Raw genomic sequence first — 18,376 nt, 5'->3', positions numbered from 1 at the left:
CAAAAAGAGTGCGAATCATCATCGCACTCTTCTTTTGCGCATCCTATTAAAATCATTTTTTTACAATATAATCGCCATGTACCCAGCCTGTTTTTCCGTTGTAAAGCACCTGATACCAGGCATCATTTTTTATGAATTCACCTTTATCGTCTACAACACCGATAATAAAGCCATTCGGTTTAACAGTACCTAAAATAGCACTTGTCGTAGATGGTTCACTTCGAACATTAAGTGTAATGTTCATATTAACAATTTGTAAGCCATTTTCAAGACTCACATAATCATCAATCACCCAGCCCTCTTGTCCATTGACACTTACTTTCAACCAACCACCATTTTCACCAAGAACTTTAAAGGAGGTATCCTTTGGCAAATTCGTAATAATCGAAGCATTATCTGCTGTATTCGGATACGTTCTCATATTGAGATTAATCGTCGTCTTCCCAGTTGCTCCAGCTAACCCTAAGTCCAATGCGTATTGCTTCGATGGACTCGGTAATGAAGGAGCGGAAGATTGACTTTGGTAGGCAGGCACATCAAACACTAGGTTTGTTGTCGTATGAGCACCAATTAATTCATAAATATCATAGATCTTTTTCGCTTGAATGACAGCCCACATCACATGTGTTGCATACTGGTGGACTGTCGGATTATCAGGATTCCAACGCATTTTATAGAGCGTATCCTGCCCCCTGCTAATATACTGATCCTTTACAAATTGGGCACCGCCGATAATGGCATCCTGAACAGTAAACCAGCCATTTGTATAAGCGCGCTCCGCACCATACTTATTAGCATCGGCATCTATAGCGCCAATACCGTAAGCATTGTAGGTTGTCTTAATAGCAGTTAATTTATCCCGATTTTCTGGTGTTGCTACCATTGGCTTGCCATTTGTATCTAAGCCAACCTCGATCCCTTTAATTAGTGCAGAACCTCCATTGGCTGTTTCATGCAAGGCATGCGAGACTAAATAAATAGCATTAATTTTATTGTCTACACCAGCTTGAATGAAGGCATCCGCTGTACCTGCTAAGCTTCCTTTATTGGCAAGTACTTTATCATTTAGCTCTTTTGCACTCAGATTATTGACAACAGTAGATAATTTTAGGAATTGATAATAAGATGGGCTATCCTGCATAAAGCTTTTTGGGTGTACATAGTATGACACTAGTGCCTCGCTAGCCGTGAAAATGCCAGCACCATCGACCTTTGGATTATTCATTGTTTGTTTACTCACTACAGAGGAGTAATCATGTGAGTAATTCGTCGTCATGTATTGCTTACCACCTGTCCCAGGCGCCTCTAGATGGATTAAACGATAGAGCACGGTAGCTGCCTCAGCACGAGTTGTTTGAGCAAGAGGTGCAAATTGATTATTTGGCTTCCCAACAAGTAGTCCTGTTGTGACGACAGCTTGTACATCTGCATAGGCCCATTTGGCAATGCGCGCATTATCACTAAAAGCAATAGGGGAAGAAGATGTATTGATGTTTTGATAAGTAAGAGCTCTTTTTAACATAGCCGCCATTTCCTGACGATTAATGTGATTATTCGGATGGAACTTACCTTGCTCGTCACCTTTAATTAACCCGTGATAGCTTGCTTGCTCGACTACTCCGTAATACCAGTCACCTTTTTTAACATCTGTAAAGGTTGCCTGACTAGAAGCTGCTGGTAAGTTCAGTGTTCTAACAAGAAAGGCTGCAAATTCAGCACGAGTGACAGCATCATTCGGACGATATTGGCCGAATTCATCACCCTTCATTAAATCGTTGGTAATAAGATAGTTCATTTCATGGTAGGCCCAGTGCTTCGAAATATCTTCTGCTGAAGCGGTAGTTGGCGCAAGATATAACATGCCTGCTAGCACGGCCCCGTAAAGAGGAAATTTACGTTTCATTTTTTAAGCTCCCTTCAATAGCTGATATGTTCTATCAAACTATCAAAAGTGTAGCATAAAAAGTGGCAATCTATTATTACAACATGGGGACAGATAGATTTAGCTTTTTATTTAATAAAGAAGAAACTCATAAAGTTGGTGGGGAAGAGGCGGAATTCGCTAAGAAACGCCTTCTATATTTCGGTTTCTTTACAATTATAACTAAAATATTACGGGAGTCTTTAATTTTTGACAATTTAGTAACCATTCCAGAAAATGCTTGGTTATTATTGAGAGTAAGGTATAATAGGTAACGGAACTATATGTTACCAATCCAAATGAGGATATAATTAGTTGTAATTTTAATGGTTTCTATTAAATACCATATTAGGTATGGTAAAAAAATCTTCTATAACTAAATTTATGTCCCAATGCTTGAATTTCGGAAAAGATAGTGTTATATTATTGTAGAAAGTGAATAAACTTACTAGAATGGTATTCTACTACGCTTTTTCTAGTAAATTTACTAACAAATTTGCTTTAGTTTTGTATTATTCAAGAAAGCTATAATACATACATTTAGGTAACTAGGCGGTACTATAGTTTTCGTTGGATTAATATCAATTTAAGGAATTTTAGGGAGGAATACATTAATGGCAAAGCAAAACAAAGGCCGTAAGTTCTTCGCGGCATCAGCAACAGCTGCATTAGTTGCATCGGCAATCGTACCTGTAGCATCTGCTGCGCAAGTAAACGACTATAACAAAATCTCTGGATACGCTAAAGAAGCAGTTCAATCTTTAGTTGACGCTGGTGTAATCCAAGGTGACACTAACGGGAACTTCAACCCACTTAACACAGTAACTCGTGCACAAGCTGCAGAAATCTTCACGAAAGCTCTAGAATTAGAAGCTGACGGCGATGTAAACTTCTCAGACGTTAAAAAAGGTGCTTGGTACTACAACTCAATCGCAGCAGTAGTAGCAAACGGCATTTTTGAAGGCGTAAGTGCAAACGAATTCGCTCCAAACAAATCTTTAACTCGTTCTGAAGCAGCTAAAGTTCTTGTAGATGCTTTCGGTTTAGAAGGTAGCGAAAGCCTAAGCCAATTCGCTGACGCTTCTCAAGTTAAACCATGGGCTAAAGATGCTCTAGAAACTGCTGTAGCAAACGGAATCTTCACTGGTTCTGAAGAAAACGGCAAATTAAACCTTAAACCAAACGCAGCAATTACTCGCCAAGACTTCGCAGTAGTATTCGCTCGTACGCTTGATCTAGCTGTTGAAACAGTTGACGCTTCAATCAAAGCTATCAACAACACAACTGTTGAAGTAACATTCGACGAAGAAGTAAACGTTGATGATGTAAAAGCAGCTAACTTCAAAATCGATGGTTTAGAAGTGAAAAATGCTTCTGTTAAACAAACTAACAAAAAAGTTGTTGTATTAACAACTGAAGCTCAAACTGCTGATAAAGACTACGTTCTTTCTTATAAAGACGAAGAAATCGGTAAATTCAAAGGTGTTGCTGCTGTAATCCCAACAGCTGTTAAACTTACAACTTCATCTGTACAAGGTGTAATTGGTAACGAAGTAACACTTAAAGCACAAGTTACTGTTGCTGAAGGTCAATCTAAAGCTGGTATTCCTGTAACTTTCAACATCGTTAATGATAAAACTACTAACGATAAAGTAGAAGTTGAAGCTTTAACTGATGAAAATGGTGTAGCTACTTACTCTTACACTCGTTACTACTCTTCAGTTGATTCTGTAACTGCTTATGCAACAAGCAAATCTTCTGTATACTCAAGTGCAAAAGTTTACTGGGCTAATGCTCTTCAATTAACTGTTAAAGACATTACTGAAGCTACAACTTTAGTAAACGGCGCTAAAAAAGTATATGAAATCAACTCTAAAGACAACGCTAATGGTTATGTATTCGTAGCATTCGAAGAAAACCTTGATGTTGCTCCTAACAAAGCTGTAACAGGTGCTAAAGTTGAAGGCCTAAACACTTATGTTTTAGATTCAGCTGGTAAATTAACTGCAACTACAAATGTAAATGGATACCCATATGCATACACTACAGGCGGTAAAGCTGTAACTGCTGTTAAATTAGATGGCAATGGTAAAGCAAACTTAGTTGTAACTGGTAGCAATGCTGCAGTAACTCCAATCGTTTACTCTAAAGGTTTTGTAGATGCTACTAAAACTTTAGTAGGTGTAGATGCTGATTACTCTGCAACAGCATTACAAACTAAAGCTTCAACAGTTAAATTCGAACTTAAACATGAGTTAGGCTTAACTATTCAAGCTGAAGGCGTTCAAAATTCTGCAACTTACTTAAATGATACTGAAACTGGTGGTCGTGATTACACAGTAACTTACACTGATAAAAATGGTAAAGTTGCTGCACCAGGTACAAAAGTGAAAGTTGCTATCGATACTAAAGGTGTTAACGGTACATTACATGTATTAGATGCTGACAAAAAAGAGCTTACTTATACAACTTCTGCTACTACTCCAGGTACTCGTTACTATGAAGTAACTGTAGAAAAAGAAGGTAAAGCTAAGTTCACTGTATCTAGCACAAACGTTAATGACTATGTAACTCCAGTTGTATTCATTGACAACGGTAAATCAACAGCAGCTGGTGCATTAGATGCTGACGATTTACAAGCTCAAGGCGAAATCACTTACTTCGTAGCTGATGTAACATATGCGGCTAAATTATCTGCTGTAGATGCAGCTGGTAAAGAAGTAAAAGCTGTAGTAGCAAACGGTGTTGAGTATGCTGACTTTGTTTACTCTTTAGTTGACCAAAATGGTAAACCACGTCGTTCTAAAGATGGTAATGCTACAACTGTATCATTTGAAGTTAAAGCTGGTACGGGTACTGTAACTGTTGATGGTACTACTGTAATTCAACCAGGTGGAACTAAAACAGTTAATGCTACTATTCCATCAAATGGAACAAAAGCAAGCGTACGTGTAGTAGCTCAAAACCCATCTTCAGTAACTGTAAGCGCAACTGGTTCTCGTGCGGGTGTAGTACTTCCATCTACAAACCCAGCATCAGTAGCTGTTGACTTCTCACAATACGGTACTGCTGAAGTAACTGGTTATGCTAAAGCTGTTAACACTTCATTAGATGTTCTATCTGTTAACAATGTAGTTTATAACTATGCAAATGCAGTATATAAACAAAATGGTAACGTGATTGACCTTGCAGCATTTGAGTCTCTTATCGTAGGAAACAATGCATATGTTTCTATTACTAAAGATTCAGCTGACAAATTTACATTTAACGTAATTCCAGCTCCAGGTCAAACAGTAGTTAATACTGCAAAAGCAACAACTGCTACTAATTTGGACATTACATTCACAAGTACACCAGCAGTTACAGATGGAACACAATTCTGGGTAGATCACGACGATGATACTTCAACTCCAATGGTACCAGGTACTGTTGCTGCTGTAGTTGGTAAAGTTGTAAGTGTGACATTCGGTGCTGGTACATTTACAAAGGCTGACATTGGCGAAGTGCAATATATTCCTTCTGCAACTCTTGCTAATCGTTTAACATTAGATGGCGTACGTGCTGATAGTACAATTACAATTTCTGATGCAAACACTACATCTGCAATTGTAGTAGCGGGTAACCAATCAACATTTGGAGCAGGTGCAGTTACACCATTTGTTTTAGGTGCAAAAGCTGTTAAACAAACAGAAGTATTAACAATCGGTGCACAACCAACTGCTTCTGGTAACTTACGTGTTAACTTAACTGATAAAGATGGTACTGTATTTAACGGCCTAATCAATGGTGTAGTAAATGCTGATTCTGAAGCAAGCGTTGCTACTAAAGTTGCTACTTTATTACAAAACACTTTAGCAGTTACAAACAAATATGATGTAACTTTAGGTACAGGTACAGATGCAGCTAAAGTAACTTTAACTGCTAAGAATGCTGCTGCTAATGATCCAGCACTAGTATTAACAGTTGAAGATGATACAGCTACAATTGGTACTCAAACTTCTGTAGATGGTCTTGCGGGTGTGGCTACTAGTGTTGCTCAAATCGTAGATGTTGCTGTAACTGGTGCAACAAATGCTACTTCACCAGTAGAACCAGTAACTGTAGCAATTAACCAAGTTTCTGCTGATTTAGGTAACTTCTCATTAACTAAAACAGTAAATGTAACTAATACATCTACAACAGCTACTTTAGCAAGTAGCATTGTATCTGCATTAAACAATGATGCATCATTTAGTGCTCGTTTTGTAGCAAGTGTATCTCCAATTGATGCTACACTTTCTACTGTTCGTATTACTAATAAAGATACTGGTGTAGTAACTAGCACAACATTCACAATTACTCCTTAATAAACTAGTTTACTAGTGAAATAAGTTGAGTTTGACCGACCCTATGGATATAACTTTAATTAGTTAAACTCCATAGGGTCTTTTTTATCTTTTGTTCATCAGAGACTTCTGATGCGTGAGGAACTATTCCATTGGCTCGCTGCACTGGGTAAGTCATAACCGTAGCACTCACTTCAAATATATTATTGATCCAGAAATTTATGATCCTTTATTCTTTCTACAGGAGTAAAGGCTTTTTACATTTGTGGAGGAATTTAAAAGGATAGAAATATAATGTAAATTTTTTATAACTAAAAATCCAGATTTAATTTACTTATTTGAACTAATGCCAATGCTAAGAGGAATCTGAAGATTATAAATAAATGATATAAGTTAGGACCTTTTTCGAAAAAGGTTGAAGTTGTTGTAACCTTTTTATAAGATAACAAGTCTACTTATAAAGAATAGTTTCTAATAGAATGTATATAAACAATAAGTTAAATCTTTTCCAAATTATTCATCCATAGATTAATTTGAATTGATAAAAAGCCAACTTACCTTACGTTAAAGATCAAACAATTAGAGCTGTATAAAAGAATTTATCAAGCTGGAATAATTTTGATAGAAAATGTCCACGGTATTTTGGAATATCATTTACTTTATATGAAGCTTTCGAAGGAGAAAGGCTAGCACTCTAGTACCGAATTCTACTCTTTTCGATAAAAATCCCACATTTTAGGGGTTTTTCGTGTTAAGATGATAAAGACTATTGTAAGAGGAAAAAGGAGATTAAGATGTTTAAGAAACTTAGGACTACATGTATTGTATCAGCAGTTGCGTTGGCTACGATTTTGCCAGGACAAGCGTCTGCATCAGCTACTAGTAACAAGGGAATTCAGATAAAAAACAATGTTTCGATTACGATTAATGGAGAGACGATTCAAGTCAATGATCCTATTTTAAATAAATCGGATTTCTTATTATTACCAATGCGTGCATTGTATGAAGCAGTTGGTGCAAGTGTGGATTGGGATAAGGAAACGTTGACGGCATCGGCAATTCGCAATGGTAAAATGGTTGATTTAACGATCGATTCGAATACGGCTTTAGTAGATGGTCAAGAGGTTGCAATGGATGTTGCACCGTTTATGTATAAAGATCGTACCTACATGCCATTACGTTTCGTCAGCGAAAACTTTGATGGTGTTGTTAATTGGGATGAGGCTACTCAATCGGTGGATATTACATTATCAGATGAAACAACAGCACCACCGCAGGAAGACCCATATATCTTACATATCAATAACAAACGTATTGTCATGAAAGATCCGATTGTTTCAAAGGATGGAAGAACCTATTTACCTGCTAGCTATATTTATGATTATTTAGATGATTCATCTGGTACTTGGCAGCCTGATGGTTCCTTTGAATTGTTAATTGGTGGGATGAGCTTTATTTTCAATGATAATAGCAATCAGGCTTTGGTAAACAATGAAGCAGTGACAATGATCGAAAAGCCATTTATACAAAAAGGTAAAATGTACATTCCTACCAAGTTTCTTGTGGACGCATTAGGCGGGAATTTACGTTATATCACAGAGAAAAAAGAAATGTATATTTATGTTTACCGTTATATGTTCACAAGCCCCTTCCTAGATAAATCATATGGCACGACGTCATCACCCGAGGCTGTTCCTTCTGCTCGTTTAGAGGGGGATCGTGACTTATTTATTAGTGATAATCCAGAAACGTTAACACGTAAGCTTGTACCAATGAATAATGCGACGCTCGCCCAATATGATGTCAAACCAACTGCGGCAACGAATAAGCATCGTGTCTTTGGCTGGCATTACAACACATTAGGTACGGATGTCACTCTTGGCATTACCGTTCAAAACAAGTCTACGACAGAGAGCATTAAAGTGACTGACTCGAAGGGCATTAGCCAAAAAACAGGTAATAGCTGGGTAGGTCATGACCTAGGTTTGTCAATTGCGGACGCTACTTTAAATAACAAGCTTCAAAAATCAGAAAGTAGTGGTATTGTCATTGCACCAGGGGAAACAAAGGTCATTGAAACATACGATTTACACTATGATTATATTATCGGCTTTTTACATGATTTAGATATTCAAGCAGTCAATGGTGGAAAGCCAGAGTATACGATTCGTACTGTGCTTTCAAAAGATAATACAGATTTAACAACAATCCAATCAGAACAGGTTGCCGTGGATGAGTATGCGAAACATCCAAGGGGTGCGTGGCCAAGTGCGACAATTCTAGCAGAGCTACCAGCCTATACAGTAGATACTCCAGAGGTAGGCTATAACATTTCCAATGGCCGTACAGACCATTTACAAACAGCTGAAAATTCATTTTCTCAAATCAATGGTGCTGTAGGAAACCCAGGTCACTTCGGTATGAACTATAAAGTATCCATTCCTGTTGTCAATCCAACAGGCTCTACAAAAACGATTAAGCTGAAGTTGGCTGGTCGAGGAGGATTATACAGCGGAGCGATTAAGGTGAATGGCAAAGTGTATTTAGTGCCTTCTTTAAGAGTAGGGGCAGAGTATGTTGAATTACCAGATTTCAAAATGAAGGGTTCAAAAGATACGATTGAATTAGAGCTAATGCATGCTGGTGGTGTCAACCTTCCAGTAGCGATCTATGTAGAAACAAAATAAAAAAGTCACTGGCACGGGTCATGTGACATGGTACGTGCCATACTTTGAATTAATTCGGAGTGAAAAATGGCAAGAAAACTAATAACGATTATTGTAGTCCTATTCATGCTTACACTAACAGTTAGCCCCATCAATGGACAAGCCGCTGGTTTAGGCAATAAAGTCAGTGAAGTTAAAATAGAGGTTTCACCACAGGTAATACATTCACAGCAAAACTATACGTCAGGTTCGATACGTCAGTTTGTAAATGTTTTAGATGTCAATTTAAATAATACATATACAAAACTAGAAATTGGTATGCCAAATCCTATTAATTCATTAAAAACAACATCAGCGATGGCCAAGCAAAACACATATGATGGGCATCGTGTGGTTGGGGCTGTCAATGCCTCTTACTTTTTAGGAAATGGTATGCCTGCGAACTTGTTAGCAGAAAACAATGAAATTGTGAACTATGGTATTTTGGGAGATACATATGATAGCCCAACACAAAAGCCAGTTGCATTTGGTTTATCGAAATCAGGGAAAGCTATTGCAGATTATTATTCTACGAATCTAACTTTCCAAGTGAATGGCAAAAGCTATCCTATTGATCTTATTAATAGTGAACGAGGAACAAATAAAAACGTTTTATATACACCTGAAAAAAAATCAACAGGGACAAATACATGGGGGGTAGAACTCGTTGTGTCAGGCGCTAGCCAAGATACAAGCACCTTGCATTTTGGTGATCAGTTCTCAGGTACAGTATCTCATGTAACAGCTTACGGAGCAGAAGGTAACTCTTCTGTACCAGCAGATGGCTTTGTTATCTCTGTCCAAAATAAAGAGTTAGCCGCTGAATTAAGTAACATTACAGCAGGTACAAGCGTGGATGTCAGCTTATCAATCGATCAAAAATGGATGGATGCACAGTTCATCTTAGCTGCTGGACCAATGCTTGTGCGTAACGGCAAAGTGGATATTTCTATGCCAACGAATTCAGGGTTTGCTTCTACACGTAGTCCACGTACAGCAGTAGCTATAGATGCTACAGGTACAAAGGTATCTCTTGTCACGATTGATGGACGCATAAGTGGTCATAGTAATGGTGTTAATTTATCAGATTTAGCTGCTCATTTAATTTCAGTGGGTGCTTCTTCGGCTATTAACCTAGATGGAGGCGGCTCTACAGCAATGGTGGCGCGTAACCCAGGAGGTTATTTCGCCAACCTAGTGAATAGACCGTCAGAGGGTAGTGAACGTCGTGTATCTGCCATTTTACAGGTAGTGAATACAGCGCCACCAGGGAAAGTAAAATCAATTACGTTAAGTAGTGTTGGTCAAGTAATGAAAGGTTCTTCTGTAGATATGCAGGTTGTAAGTGCCTATGATCAATACTTGAATCCAATGACCATCAACCCAGCAAATATGAACTGGACAGTTGAAGGCAATATCGGCAAAATGGATGGTGCAACCTTCACAGCAACACAAAAGGGTGAAGGGAAAATTATTGGAGAGTATGAAGGAATTCGTACGTCTACAGCTGTGAAAGTAGTAGATCTAGCAGAAAAACCTATTGTACTAGATAGCTTTGATAATACGTCATCTTGGACAACAGAAGTGGCGAAAGCTAATGCTTCATTAGCAAGCTCTAAAGAGTATGCAAGACAGGGAACGGCTAGCTTACAATTAAACTATGATTTCACAACTAGTGGCACGGGCACAAAAGCTGCCTATATGGTTGCGAAAACACCAATTGCTATTTCAGGGCAGCCTAAAAATATCGGTCTTTGGGTATTTGGCGATGCTGGTAAGCATTGGCTAAGAGGCGTTGTCATTGATGGTGCTGGAGCTAAGCATACAATTGATTTTACAAGCCAGGGTGGTTTAGACTGGAGTGGTTGGAAGTACGTGACGGCGAATATTCCGAGTGACTTACCACAGCCATTGAAATTCGAGCGTTTGTATGTTGCTCAGCCAACAGCATCTCTTCAGAAGAAAGGACAGCTGTATTTCGATCAATTACAAGCCGTTTATAAAGATAATCATGAGGAATTAGTTTATACAGATGTAACAAAAGGACATTGGGCATTTTCCGAAATCCAAAGTCTATACGAGCAATCCCTTATTAAAGGATACTCAAATGGAACGTTCAAACCAGAGGCATCCATTACACGTGCTGAGGCAGCTACGATCATTGCCAGAGCTTTAAATCTAACTACAACGAAGGATTCTAGCTTTAAAGATGTGAGTAAGAGCCATTATGCATACAGTGCCATTGCCGCAGTTGAGCAGGCTGGCATTATTAAAGGGCAAGAGGCAGGGAAGTTTAATCCAAACGGACAGCTTTCACGTGCAGAAATGGCAGCGATTTTAACAAGAGCGTACAAATTAACTGGTACAAGCAAGGTAAACTTCACAGATATTAAATCAACACACTGGGCGTACAGCAATATCCAAGCGCTTGTGGCGAATGATTTAACAGGAGGCTTCCCAGATAATACGTTTAGACCTGACGCACAAATTACGCGTGCTCAATTCGCAAGCTTCTTAAATAGATGCTTATCTTTAAAATAAACATGAATCCTCTGTAGCTTCTACAGAGGATTTTTTGTGTTGTTTAAAAAGGAATGTTTGCGTTAAAGCGAGAGTTGATTTCCGTTCCAGGGCTACTTGCTTCATTGTGGGCGAGCTTCGAGCCTTCGTGCAGGGTCTTGCCAGTCTTGCTATCACACTGAGTCAAGTAGCATTCCACTCCAACGTACAATTTAGCAAAGGTTTTTAAATAATGTGAAGGTGTACACTACTCATTTTATTTTGATTGCTACGGCTAGTAGGAAAGATAAGTAAATGCCACTTTTTTGCAGAATGGTTGATTGGAGTGGAGCCAGCGTAACTCCTAGGGGATTAGCGTCACAGATGAGACCCTGGAGCGAACGTAGTGAGTGAAGCGGCTCATCGGACGCCCCCTGGAAAGGACGCTGGCGGAACGGAAATCAATCCCTTGCTCGCTTTTCCAAAAAGATCTTTAATTTTGTTTTTAATAATAAAAAATCCGCCTAGCCCCAAAAAAAGGCGAAGCGGATTTAGATTAGAAAACGATGTATTTCACATATTGTTTCCACGTTAAATCTTTAAAGTGGTTCCATTGTATTTTTTCAACGGGTAATGTTCTGAAGGTATAGGCTTCAATATTACGTTTCTCATTAGTGAGCATTGGCGTTCCTTCATCTATATAGTCCATAAAAATAGCTGACTTAGCAGTATTAAATTGTACATTGATATCGATCAGCTGAATTTTGCCATCCTTATTGATAATATACAGCTTTTTATTGCCCTTTTTAGTCGTTGCTAGCCACGATTTATCAACTTTATAGGAATCGAACGCTTCATTGACAATAATAGAGGCCTTGCCCGTTGTTGAAAATGGGATGTCCTCTAAAGGAGCGTCTTGTTGTAGTTTGACTTCATAATTTGTTGGTTGTGGCAATGCTGCTGTTTTGGCTAGTTCATTTGCCCAAAATGTATCATCATCAGTCGCAATCATTTGTTTTTCTAATACGACGCCAGATAATGCATCTTTGACATGCTTCACCTTAAAATCAACAGTTTGGCCTTCTTCAACCTTTTGCCATTCTCTTTCGGATAAATAAGCATACATAGCTTTTTCATTTGAATAGATTTCAAACGTCAGTGCACCTGCATCTTCTTTAATCGCTGACACAACACCATCGATTGGACTGACAATACCTTGACGGGACTGTATTTGTGTAATCTGTGCCTCAATTAGCGCAATTTGACGATTGGTTTCAGCAATATGTCGATTTAACAGGGCAACTGCTGTTGATGGTGAATTTTGCTGAGCAAGCTCTAATTTTAGCGTAACAGAAAGCTTATCATTCATTTGATCTGTATTAATCGAGCTTTTTGGATCAGAGCCATCGCCGTATTCATCCTCAATTTGATCAAGTGCATCCTGTAAATCGCTTAATTCAGTTTCATAGGCTGTACGTTCCGATTCAAGCTTTGTTAGCTCCTCGTCCACTTCATCCGTTTGATAGGTAGCAAGTAAATCATTCATCATGACTTTCTGGCCACGCTTTACATTTACTGCTGATAAGCTTGTTGCATCAGCGGTAATAGTATATATTTCAGCAGGTGCTACAATCGTTTCCTTGTTAACACGTTCTTTATTTGTTCCGATGTGAGCCTTTTGAAATTCGTCGATAAAGTAGGATCGTGTCACGCTGCTATCATCTTTGAATACGAAATAAGCATTGATACCGATTACTAGCATCGCTAACACAATGGTCAAACTTGTCCATGGTCTTGCTTTAATCCATGCCATCATCCTAACCCCCTAGCAATCCATTCTTTAATTGGTAGAACACTTATCATGCCAACAAATAGAGCCATAAATAGCTGTATACCAATCAATTTGACTACTAACATCTTTCTACTAGCTTCTTCCTCCCATTTGGACAGGAATAAATACTGCACAATAATGATTAAAACGGTTGTTACCGTCAATTGGTTAACAGTGAATAACACGAAATCTGTTTCAATCAGTTGTAAGGCAGCGGGAGCTAAAGAAAAGAACGAAAACATCGTTGTATAGCCTACAGCGTAGAAAACAGCAAAGAGAATCGCTTTTTCAATTAGTAGAAAGACAACAACATAGAGTTGGACTCTTTTTATCCAAGTATAAGGAATATCCGTTAATAAATGTAATAAATAAGTAACCCCATAATAATGGAAGCAAAAATAGAGGGTCGCCCACAAAATGGCACCGAGCATTGACAGTATACGTGCTACAAAGTATTCATTTTGTAAATCTGAAGCGAATAAGGTCGTTAAATTTTCTGTCCCCATTCCCCAATATTCGCGAGCAGCGAATAGGGCGATGAATAGGATAAACACCGTTAATGCGCGTTTTTTATATCCAGTTACTTCGCCTTCCTCTACGACGTTTGTAAAGTATGTAGGATTTTTTAAGCTATGCCAGAACTTATAGTGGTAAAACATAAACAGCGTCCTTTCTTCCAAATTAGGCTATCAAAGTTGTAGTATACACCTTGTAAAGACATTATGACATATGAAAATAGCTGTTTTTTTTCATGAATTTCGTTGAAAAAAGCATATTTCGTTAGTGTATGTCACTTGATGCAGAACCCACATCCATTACGTCTCGGCATACTATGTCCTGATTTTTTTCGTGCTTGTCGAAAATCAGTGACAACTCCCGAAGACTTTTTCTTAATTCAATAAATGTTCAAACCTTTTGCTGAATCTACATAAATCTATTGTATAGTATAATTGAAATAACTTCCTGTTTTTCTAGCTAGTAATTTAGAAAAAATTCTTTTCATGCTCAAAAATTTGTAAATGTAGTAGAAAGGCTTGAAAACATTTGATTTACACCGATACTAAAGTCATGATTTCTAAATGAAAATGAGCACAATCATTTTTACTATAGATAAACTATGAAAGGGTGGTTCGATTGAATCGAAAATTGACAGCAGGTGTCTTAACAAGTCTATTATTAGCACCTACAGCTATAGCAAATGCACAAGAAAATGATGCCCAATCTCGCGTTACAACACAATCAGAGCAGGTTGCCTATACGAATGAGGTAGCAGCTGCAACGACAAGAGAACAGCTTATTGCTCAATTTGGTAAGTTGTCGGAGAACTCTACGGGAGATGAGATGTCGTTAGCAAAAGGGGATATAATAGTTGTACAAAAATCAGCTGATTTTTTTCCGGAAGAGAAGGCTATTATACAAGCGAAGTATGATTATGTAGTAGAACAACGTAAGCTATTAACGAGGCTTAAAGAAATTGGTACTAGAATTGGAGAAATATCATATTTAAGTAAAACATTCTTTGAAGATGTTAAAAGTGCAAAAGATGACTATGATCTATTTTTAGGGAATGAAGAAGAACCAAAAGCGCCGTCTTATTTATACGTACAACTTCAATTTAAAAATTCCCTTGAGGAAGCACTTATTAATGCAAATAGTGTAGCTTCTACCATGAGGAGTACAGTTTTACAATATGATTATGAAAAGTCTGACCGTAATGCTTACTTCAAAGGCAAAGGAGCAGATATCGACAAACTGAATAAATTGATTAGTGACTCAAAAGCAGCGAAATCTGCTACAGATCAATTAGACGATTTAGATTTACAAAATCCTACTGCAATAAATAACTTTACAACTACCTATAATTCACTAACAGCAGATCAAAAGAAAGTAGTTGAGGCCTATAATCCGAAAAATGAAGCATTAACACCTTTTAAAAAATATAAAGATGCTTTAACAGGCCTATCAGCAGCGGATAAAGTTTCTTCAAGTATTGCTCAGCTAATAACGAAACAACCTACTGATTTCTCATCAGCAACAAGTTTTATTAGTGCTGTAGCTGCTATTGAAAAATCCTATAATAGCCTAGATGCAACCCAGAAAAATTTAGTGTCAAACTATGATGAATTTAAACCATTTATACAAGCGGCAGATGTTTCCAAGCGAATCTCATCCCTACGAATTTCAAGTGATAAGGCTTATCGTGCTTCTGTCACTACATTGAAAGCATTGTATGATAATTTAGATAAAATAAAAGGGTATGTAAAAAACGGAGTAGACTTAGAAACTGCGGATGCAAATATTAAATCTGCAGAAAAGATTGAGGAACTGATCAATGCTATAAAAGATGCAGAAAATAAAGTTTCTGCTATTAAATCTGCACGTGAAGCCTATAATACGCCTCTGGGAACAGATATTAACCCAGCAAATGTTAAAAAAATCGTCAATAATTTAGCAGAGTTAACAACGTGGGAGAAAAAGTTAAGTGCAACATTAAAGGTAGATAAGTTAATTGATAGCTTAGATCCAGCCGCCAAAACATTTGAAAGTAAAACTTTATCTGCATGGACTGCCTTTAATAAGTTGAGTGTTAATGATCAAATTCTGGTGCAGGGAGCGACAAAGCTAACGCTGTTTCAAACATACGCAGAAGCATCGAAAACAATTAGTACATTAAAGCCTACAGCTGACTATGGCACACAGCTTAGCAAGTTGAAAGAGACAGTGGAGAAATTAGATACGACATTGCAAGGATATGAAACAGCTCTTACTAATTTGAAAACACAGCTGCAAAACAAAGTAGAGGCTTTGGTTAAAGAGGAAGAAGCGGTACAGGCCGTTATAAAGGAAATTGGTCTGCTAGATAAAAATATAGCGGTTGAAAAAATATTGGCTGCACGAGCAAATTATGATGCGTTATCAGCAACTGCTAAAAAGCGCGTGACAAATATTAAAGTGTTAACAGATTTAGAGAAATCCTATAAATCGGTTGTTAATGTCATCTCTCAATTTGAAAAATTGGATCCTTCCTCTAAAAGCTATATTTCTAAAGCAAAATCAGCTTATACGGCTTACTCCAAACTAGATAATGCTAATCAGGAGTTTGTTTTAAATTATAAGGGCTTGAGTAAAAAAGTACCTGTTATAGATGTTATTGTTCAAATTGATGCTTTAAATACTTCAAAAAAGACCTATAAAGATGATGTGCAAAAGGCAACGGGTGCTTATAACGCATTAAATAATATAGAGCCAAAACTTCAAGACGAGGTCATCAATTATGTACACCTAACAAACGCACAAGGCTATATCAATACGGCCAAAGCATTTGATGACCGTATTATAGCATTAGCAAATGAAGGCCCTGACACATTTGTCAAAAAGGTAGCCGAACTTACATTAGAATATAAAGCAATGGATAAGAACGCGCAGAAGCTAGTGGAGCAAGCCAAAATGTTAAGCTCCTACGAAAAGGATAACAAGGCAGTAATCAAGGTGATTCAAATGATTGATGCCTTAAACCCAACAAATAAGGATTATACAAAAAAGGTTCTTGATGCACGTAAAGCCTATAATGCACTTGATCAAGTTTCCCAAAAGCGAGTGACAAACTATGCTAATCTCACTGCTGTAGAGGATGTTGCTTCCTTGATTGGTCTCATTGCGTCGTTAAAGCCAACAAGTAAAACTTTCTATCAAGATATGAAAACAGCGCGTGAGCTTTATGATTCCTTGCCAGCAGAGAAGCAGCAAGCGATCGTAAACTATGATGCACTGGTAGCAGCAGAGAATGAACAGGGATTAGCACAGAGTGTAGTCGAGCTAATTAAATTAACAGAAGTGCAAGATGCTGACTATTTAACGAAGCTGATGAATGCGCGTGTAGCATACGATAAGCTGTCATCGGACCAAAAGAAATTAGTGACGAATATTAAAGATTTAACAACACGTGAAAAAGCAGTGAAACCAATTTTAAGTGTGATGGTTCAAATTAATGAACTAGATCCAGAATCAACAAGCTTTGTTAGTAAGGTAAACTCAGCACGTAAAGCGTATGATAAATTATCGAAAGATCAAAAAAAATACATCGATAATATTAATATTCTCTTAAAATTTGAGCCTGTCTCTAATGTGATGGAATTGATTAGTAAACTTAAATCTTCAAGTAACACATTCCTTCAAGATACATCGCGAGCACGCTCACTTTACGATGCACTACCTGACGATATGAAGCAATATGTGACAAACTACTACTTATTGCAAGCAGCGGAGTCTAGTATTTTAGGGGCTGGTAATGTCATGCAAATGATTGATGACTTACCATCCGTTGATCCAAAGCAATATGTGAAACGTATTCAAGAAATCCGTGCTGCTTACAATGCTTTACCAAAGGATCAGCAACGGGCTGTTCAAAATTATAAAGTGCTACAAGATCAGGAAAAGCTAATAAAGCCTGTAATGAGTATTGTAGAAGATATAGACCGATTGCTAACGGCAAAAGATATGAATAGCCAATACCAAAAGATTTTAAAAGCCTATGATAAGCTCAATGCGGAACAACGTCGCTATGTTTATAACGACCAGCTATTGCTTTCGCTAGATAATGTTATAAAGGTTTATAATAATATTGCTAAATTGAATCCAAAGGATAAATATTACTTTGGCATGGTGGAAGCGGCGCGTAAAGAATATGATAGTTTGAATACGACAGATAAACAACGTATCTCCAATTATGCTCTTTTACTCGAAGCAGAGAAAAGTTTAGCTGATGTGAAGAAGGTTGTGGAGATCATAGCGGGACTGTCTCCAAGCTCTTCAACGTATATTGAAGATGTGGCGAATGCCGTTGCTGCCTATAAGGCATTGGACTCTAAAATTAAAGGACAGGTCATTAATGAGGATGTCTTAAAGCAGGCTGAAAAAGATGTGGCTGCCGTTCTCAAAGTTGTTCAAGCGATCGGAAATATTGATCCAGACAGCTCCTCATTCGAGAAAAAAGTGTTAGCTGCTCAAAAAGATTATAGTAATTTGTCAATTGAGCAACAGGGCTTAGTGTATAATTACCGCATTCTAGAAGACTATCTTAAAATGATTCAATAGT

General features: G+C 37.7%; 7 protein-coding genes. 4 read left to right on the top strand and 3 right to left on the bottom strand.

Features of this window, described 5'->3' with window-relative positions; all coding sequences use genetic code 11:
* Positions 1–52: 52 nt before the first annotated feature.
* Positions 53–1,903 carry an S-layer homology domain-containing protein gene (locus tag ACMGGO_RS19545; protein WP_387255766.1) on the bottom strand — a complete coding sequence of 617 codons (1,851 nt, stop codon included), beginning with the start codon at positions 1,901–1,903 and terminating at the stop codon, positions 53–55.
* Positions 1,904–2,535: 632 nt separating this feature from the next.
* Between ACMGGO_RS19545 and ACMGGO_RS19540 the strand changes: the two genes are divergently transcribed.
* The 3 genes from ACMGGO_RS19540 to ACMGGO_RS19530 all read left to right on the top strand — a co-directional run bounded on the left by ACMGGO_RS19540 (position 2,536) and on the right by ACMGGO_RS19530 (position 11,492).
* Positions 2,536–6,267: an S-layer homology domain-containing protein gene (locus ACMGGO_RS19540; protein ID WP_387255764.1), complete on the top strand. Its 3,732-nt coding sequence runs from the start codon at positions 2,536–2,538 to the stop codon at positions 6,265–6,267.
* Positions 6,268–7,040: 773 nt separating this feature from the next.
* The gene (locus ACMGGO_RS19535; protein WP_420282143.1) at positions 7,041–8,933 is read left to right on the top strand and encodes a stalk domain-containing protein; all 1,893 of its coding nucleotides are present in this window, start codon (positions 7,041–7,043) and stop codon (positions 8,931–8,933) included.
* Between the two features lie 66 nt (positions 8,934–8,999).
* A complete protein-coding gene (locus ACMGGO_RS19530; protein ID WP_387255760.1) occupies positions 9,000–11,492 on the top strand; it encodes an S-layer homology domain-containing protein in 2,493 nt (830 codons plus the stop codon).
* A 514-nt stretch (positions 11,493–12,006) separates the two neighbouring features.
* Here the strand turns inward: ACMGGO_RS19530 and ACMGGO_RS19525 are convergent.
* Entirely contained in the window at positions 12,007–13,263 is a 1,257-nt protein-coding gene (locus ACMGGO_RS19525) for an HlyD family secretion protein (RefSeq protein ID WP_279493915.1), read from the bottom strand.
* A complete protein-coding gene (locus ACMGGO_RS19520; protein WP_279493917.1) occupies positions 13,263–13,940 on the bottom strand; it encodes a hypothetical protein in 678 nt (225 codons plus the stop codon). Before ACMGGO_RS19520 ends, ACMGGO_RS19525 begins: the two co-directional genes overlap by 1 nt.
* 475 nt (positions 13,941–14,415) lie before the next feature.
* Between ACMGGO_RS19520 and ACMGGO_RS19515 the strand changes: the two genes are divergently transcribed.
* The gene (locus ACMGGO_RS19515) at positions 14,416–18,375 is read left to right on the top strand and encodes a cell wall-binding protein (RefSeq protein ID WP_387255757.1); all 3,960 of its coding nucleotides are present in this window, start codon (positions 14,416–14,418) and stop codon (positions 18,373–18,375) included.
* Position 18,376 lies beyond the last annotated feature (1 nt).

The sequence above is a fragment of the Lysinibacillus sp. BNK-21 genome (assembly GCF_048684915.1).
Lineage (GTDB): Bacteria > Bacillota > Bacilli > Bacillales_A > Planococcaceae > Lysinibacillus > Lysinibacillus capsici.
This window is presented reverse-complemented; position numbering and strand designations above follow the sequence as displayed.

What these genes read in the sequence shown, in the direction of transcription:
- ACMGGO_RS19540 (WP_387255764.1), top strand. Translation starts at nt 2,536, where the DNA reads ATGGCAAAGCAAAACAAAGGCCGTAAGTTCTTCGCGGCATCAGCAACA.
- ACMGGO_RS19545 (WP_387255766.1), bottom strand. Translation starts at nt 1,903, where the DNA reads ATGAAACGTAAATTTCCTCTTTACGGGGCCGTGCTAGCAGGCATGTTA.
- ACMGGO_RS19530 (WP_387255760.1), top strand. Translation starts at nt 9,000, where the DNA reads ATGGCAAGAAAACTAATAACGATTATTGTAGTCCTATTCATGCTTACA.
- ACMGGO_RS19520 (WP_279493917.1), bottom strand. Translation starts at nt 13,940, where the DNA reads ATGTTTTACCACTATAAGTTCTGGCATAGCTTAAAAAATCCTACATAC.
- ACMGGO_RS19535 (WP_420282143.1), top strand. Translation starts at nt 7,041, where the DNA reads ATGTTTAAGAAACTTAGGACTACATGTATTGTATCAGCAGTTGCGTTG.
- ACMGGO_RS19525 (WP_279493915.1), bottom strand. Translation starts at nt 13,263, where the DNA reads ATGGCATGGATTAAAGCAAGACCATGGACAAGTTTGACCATTGTGTTA.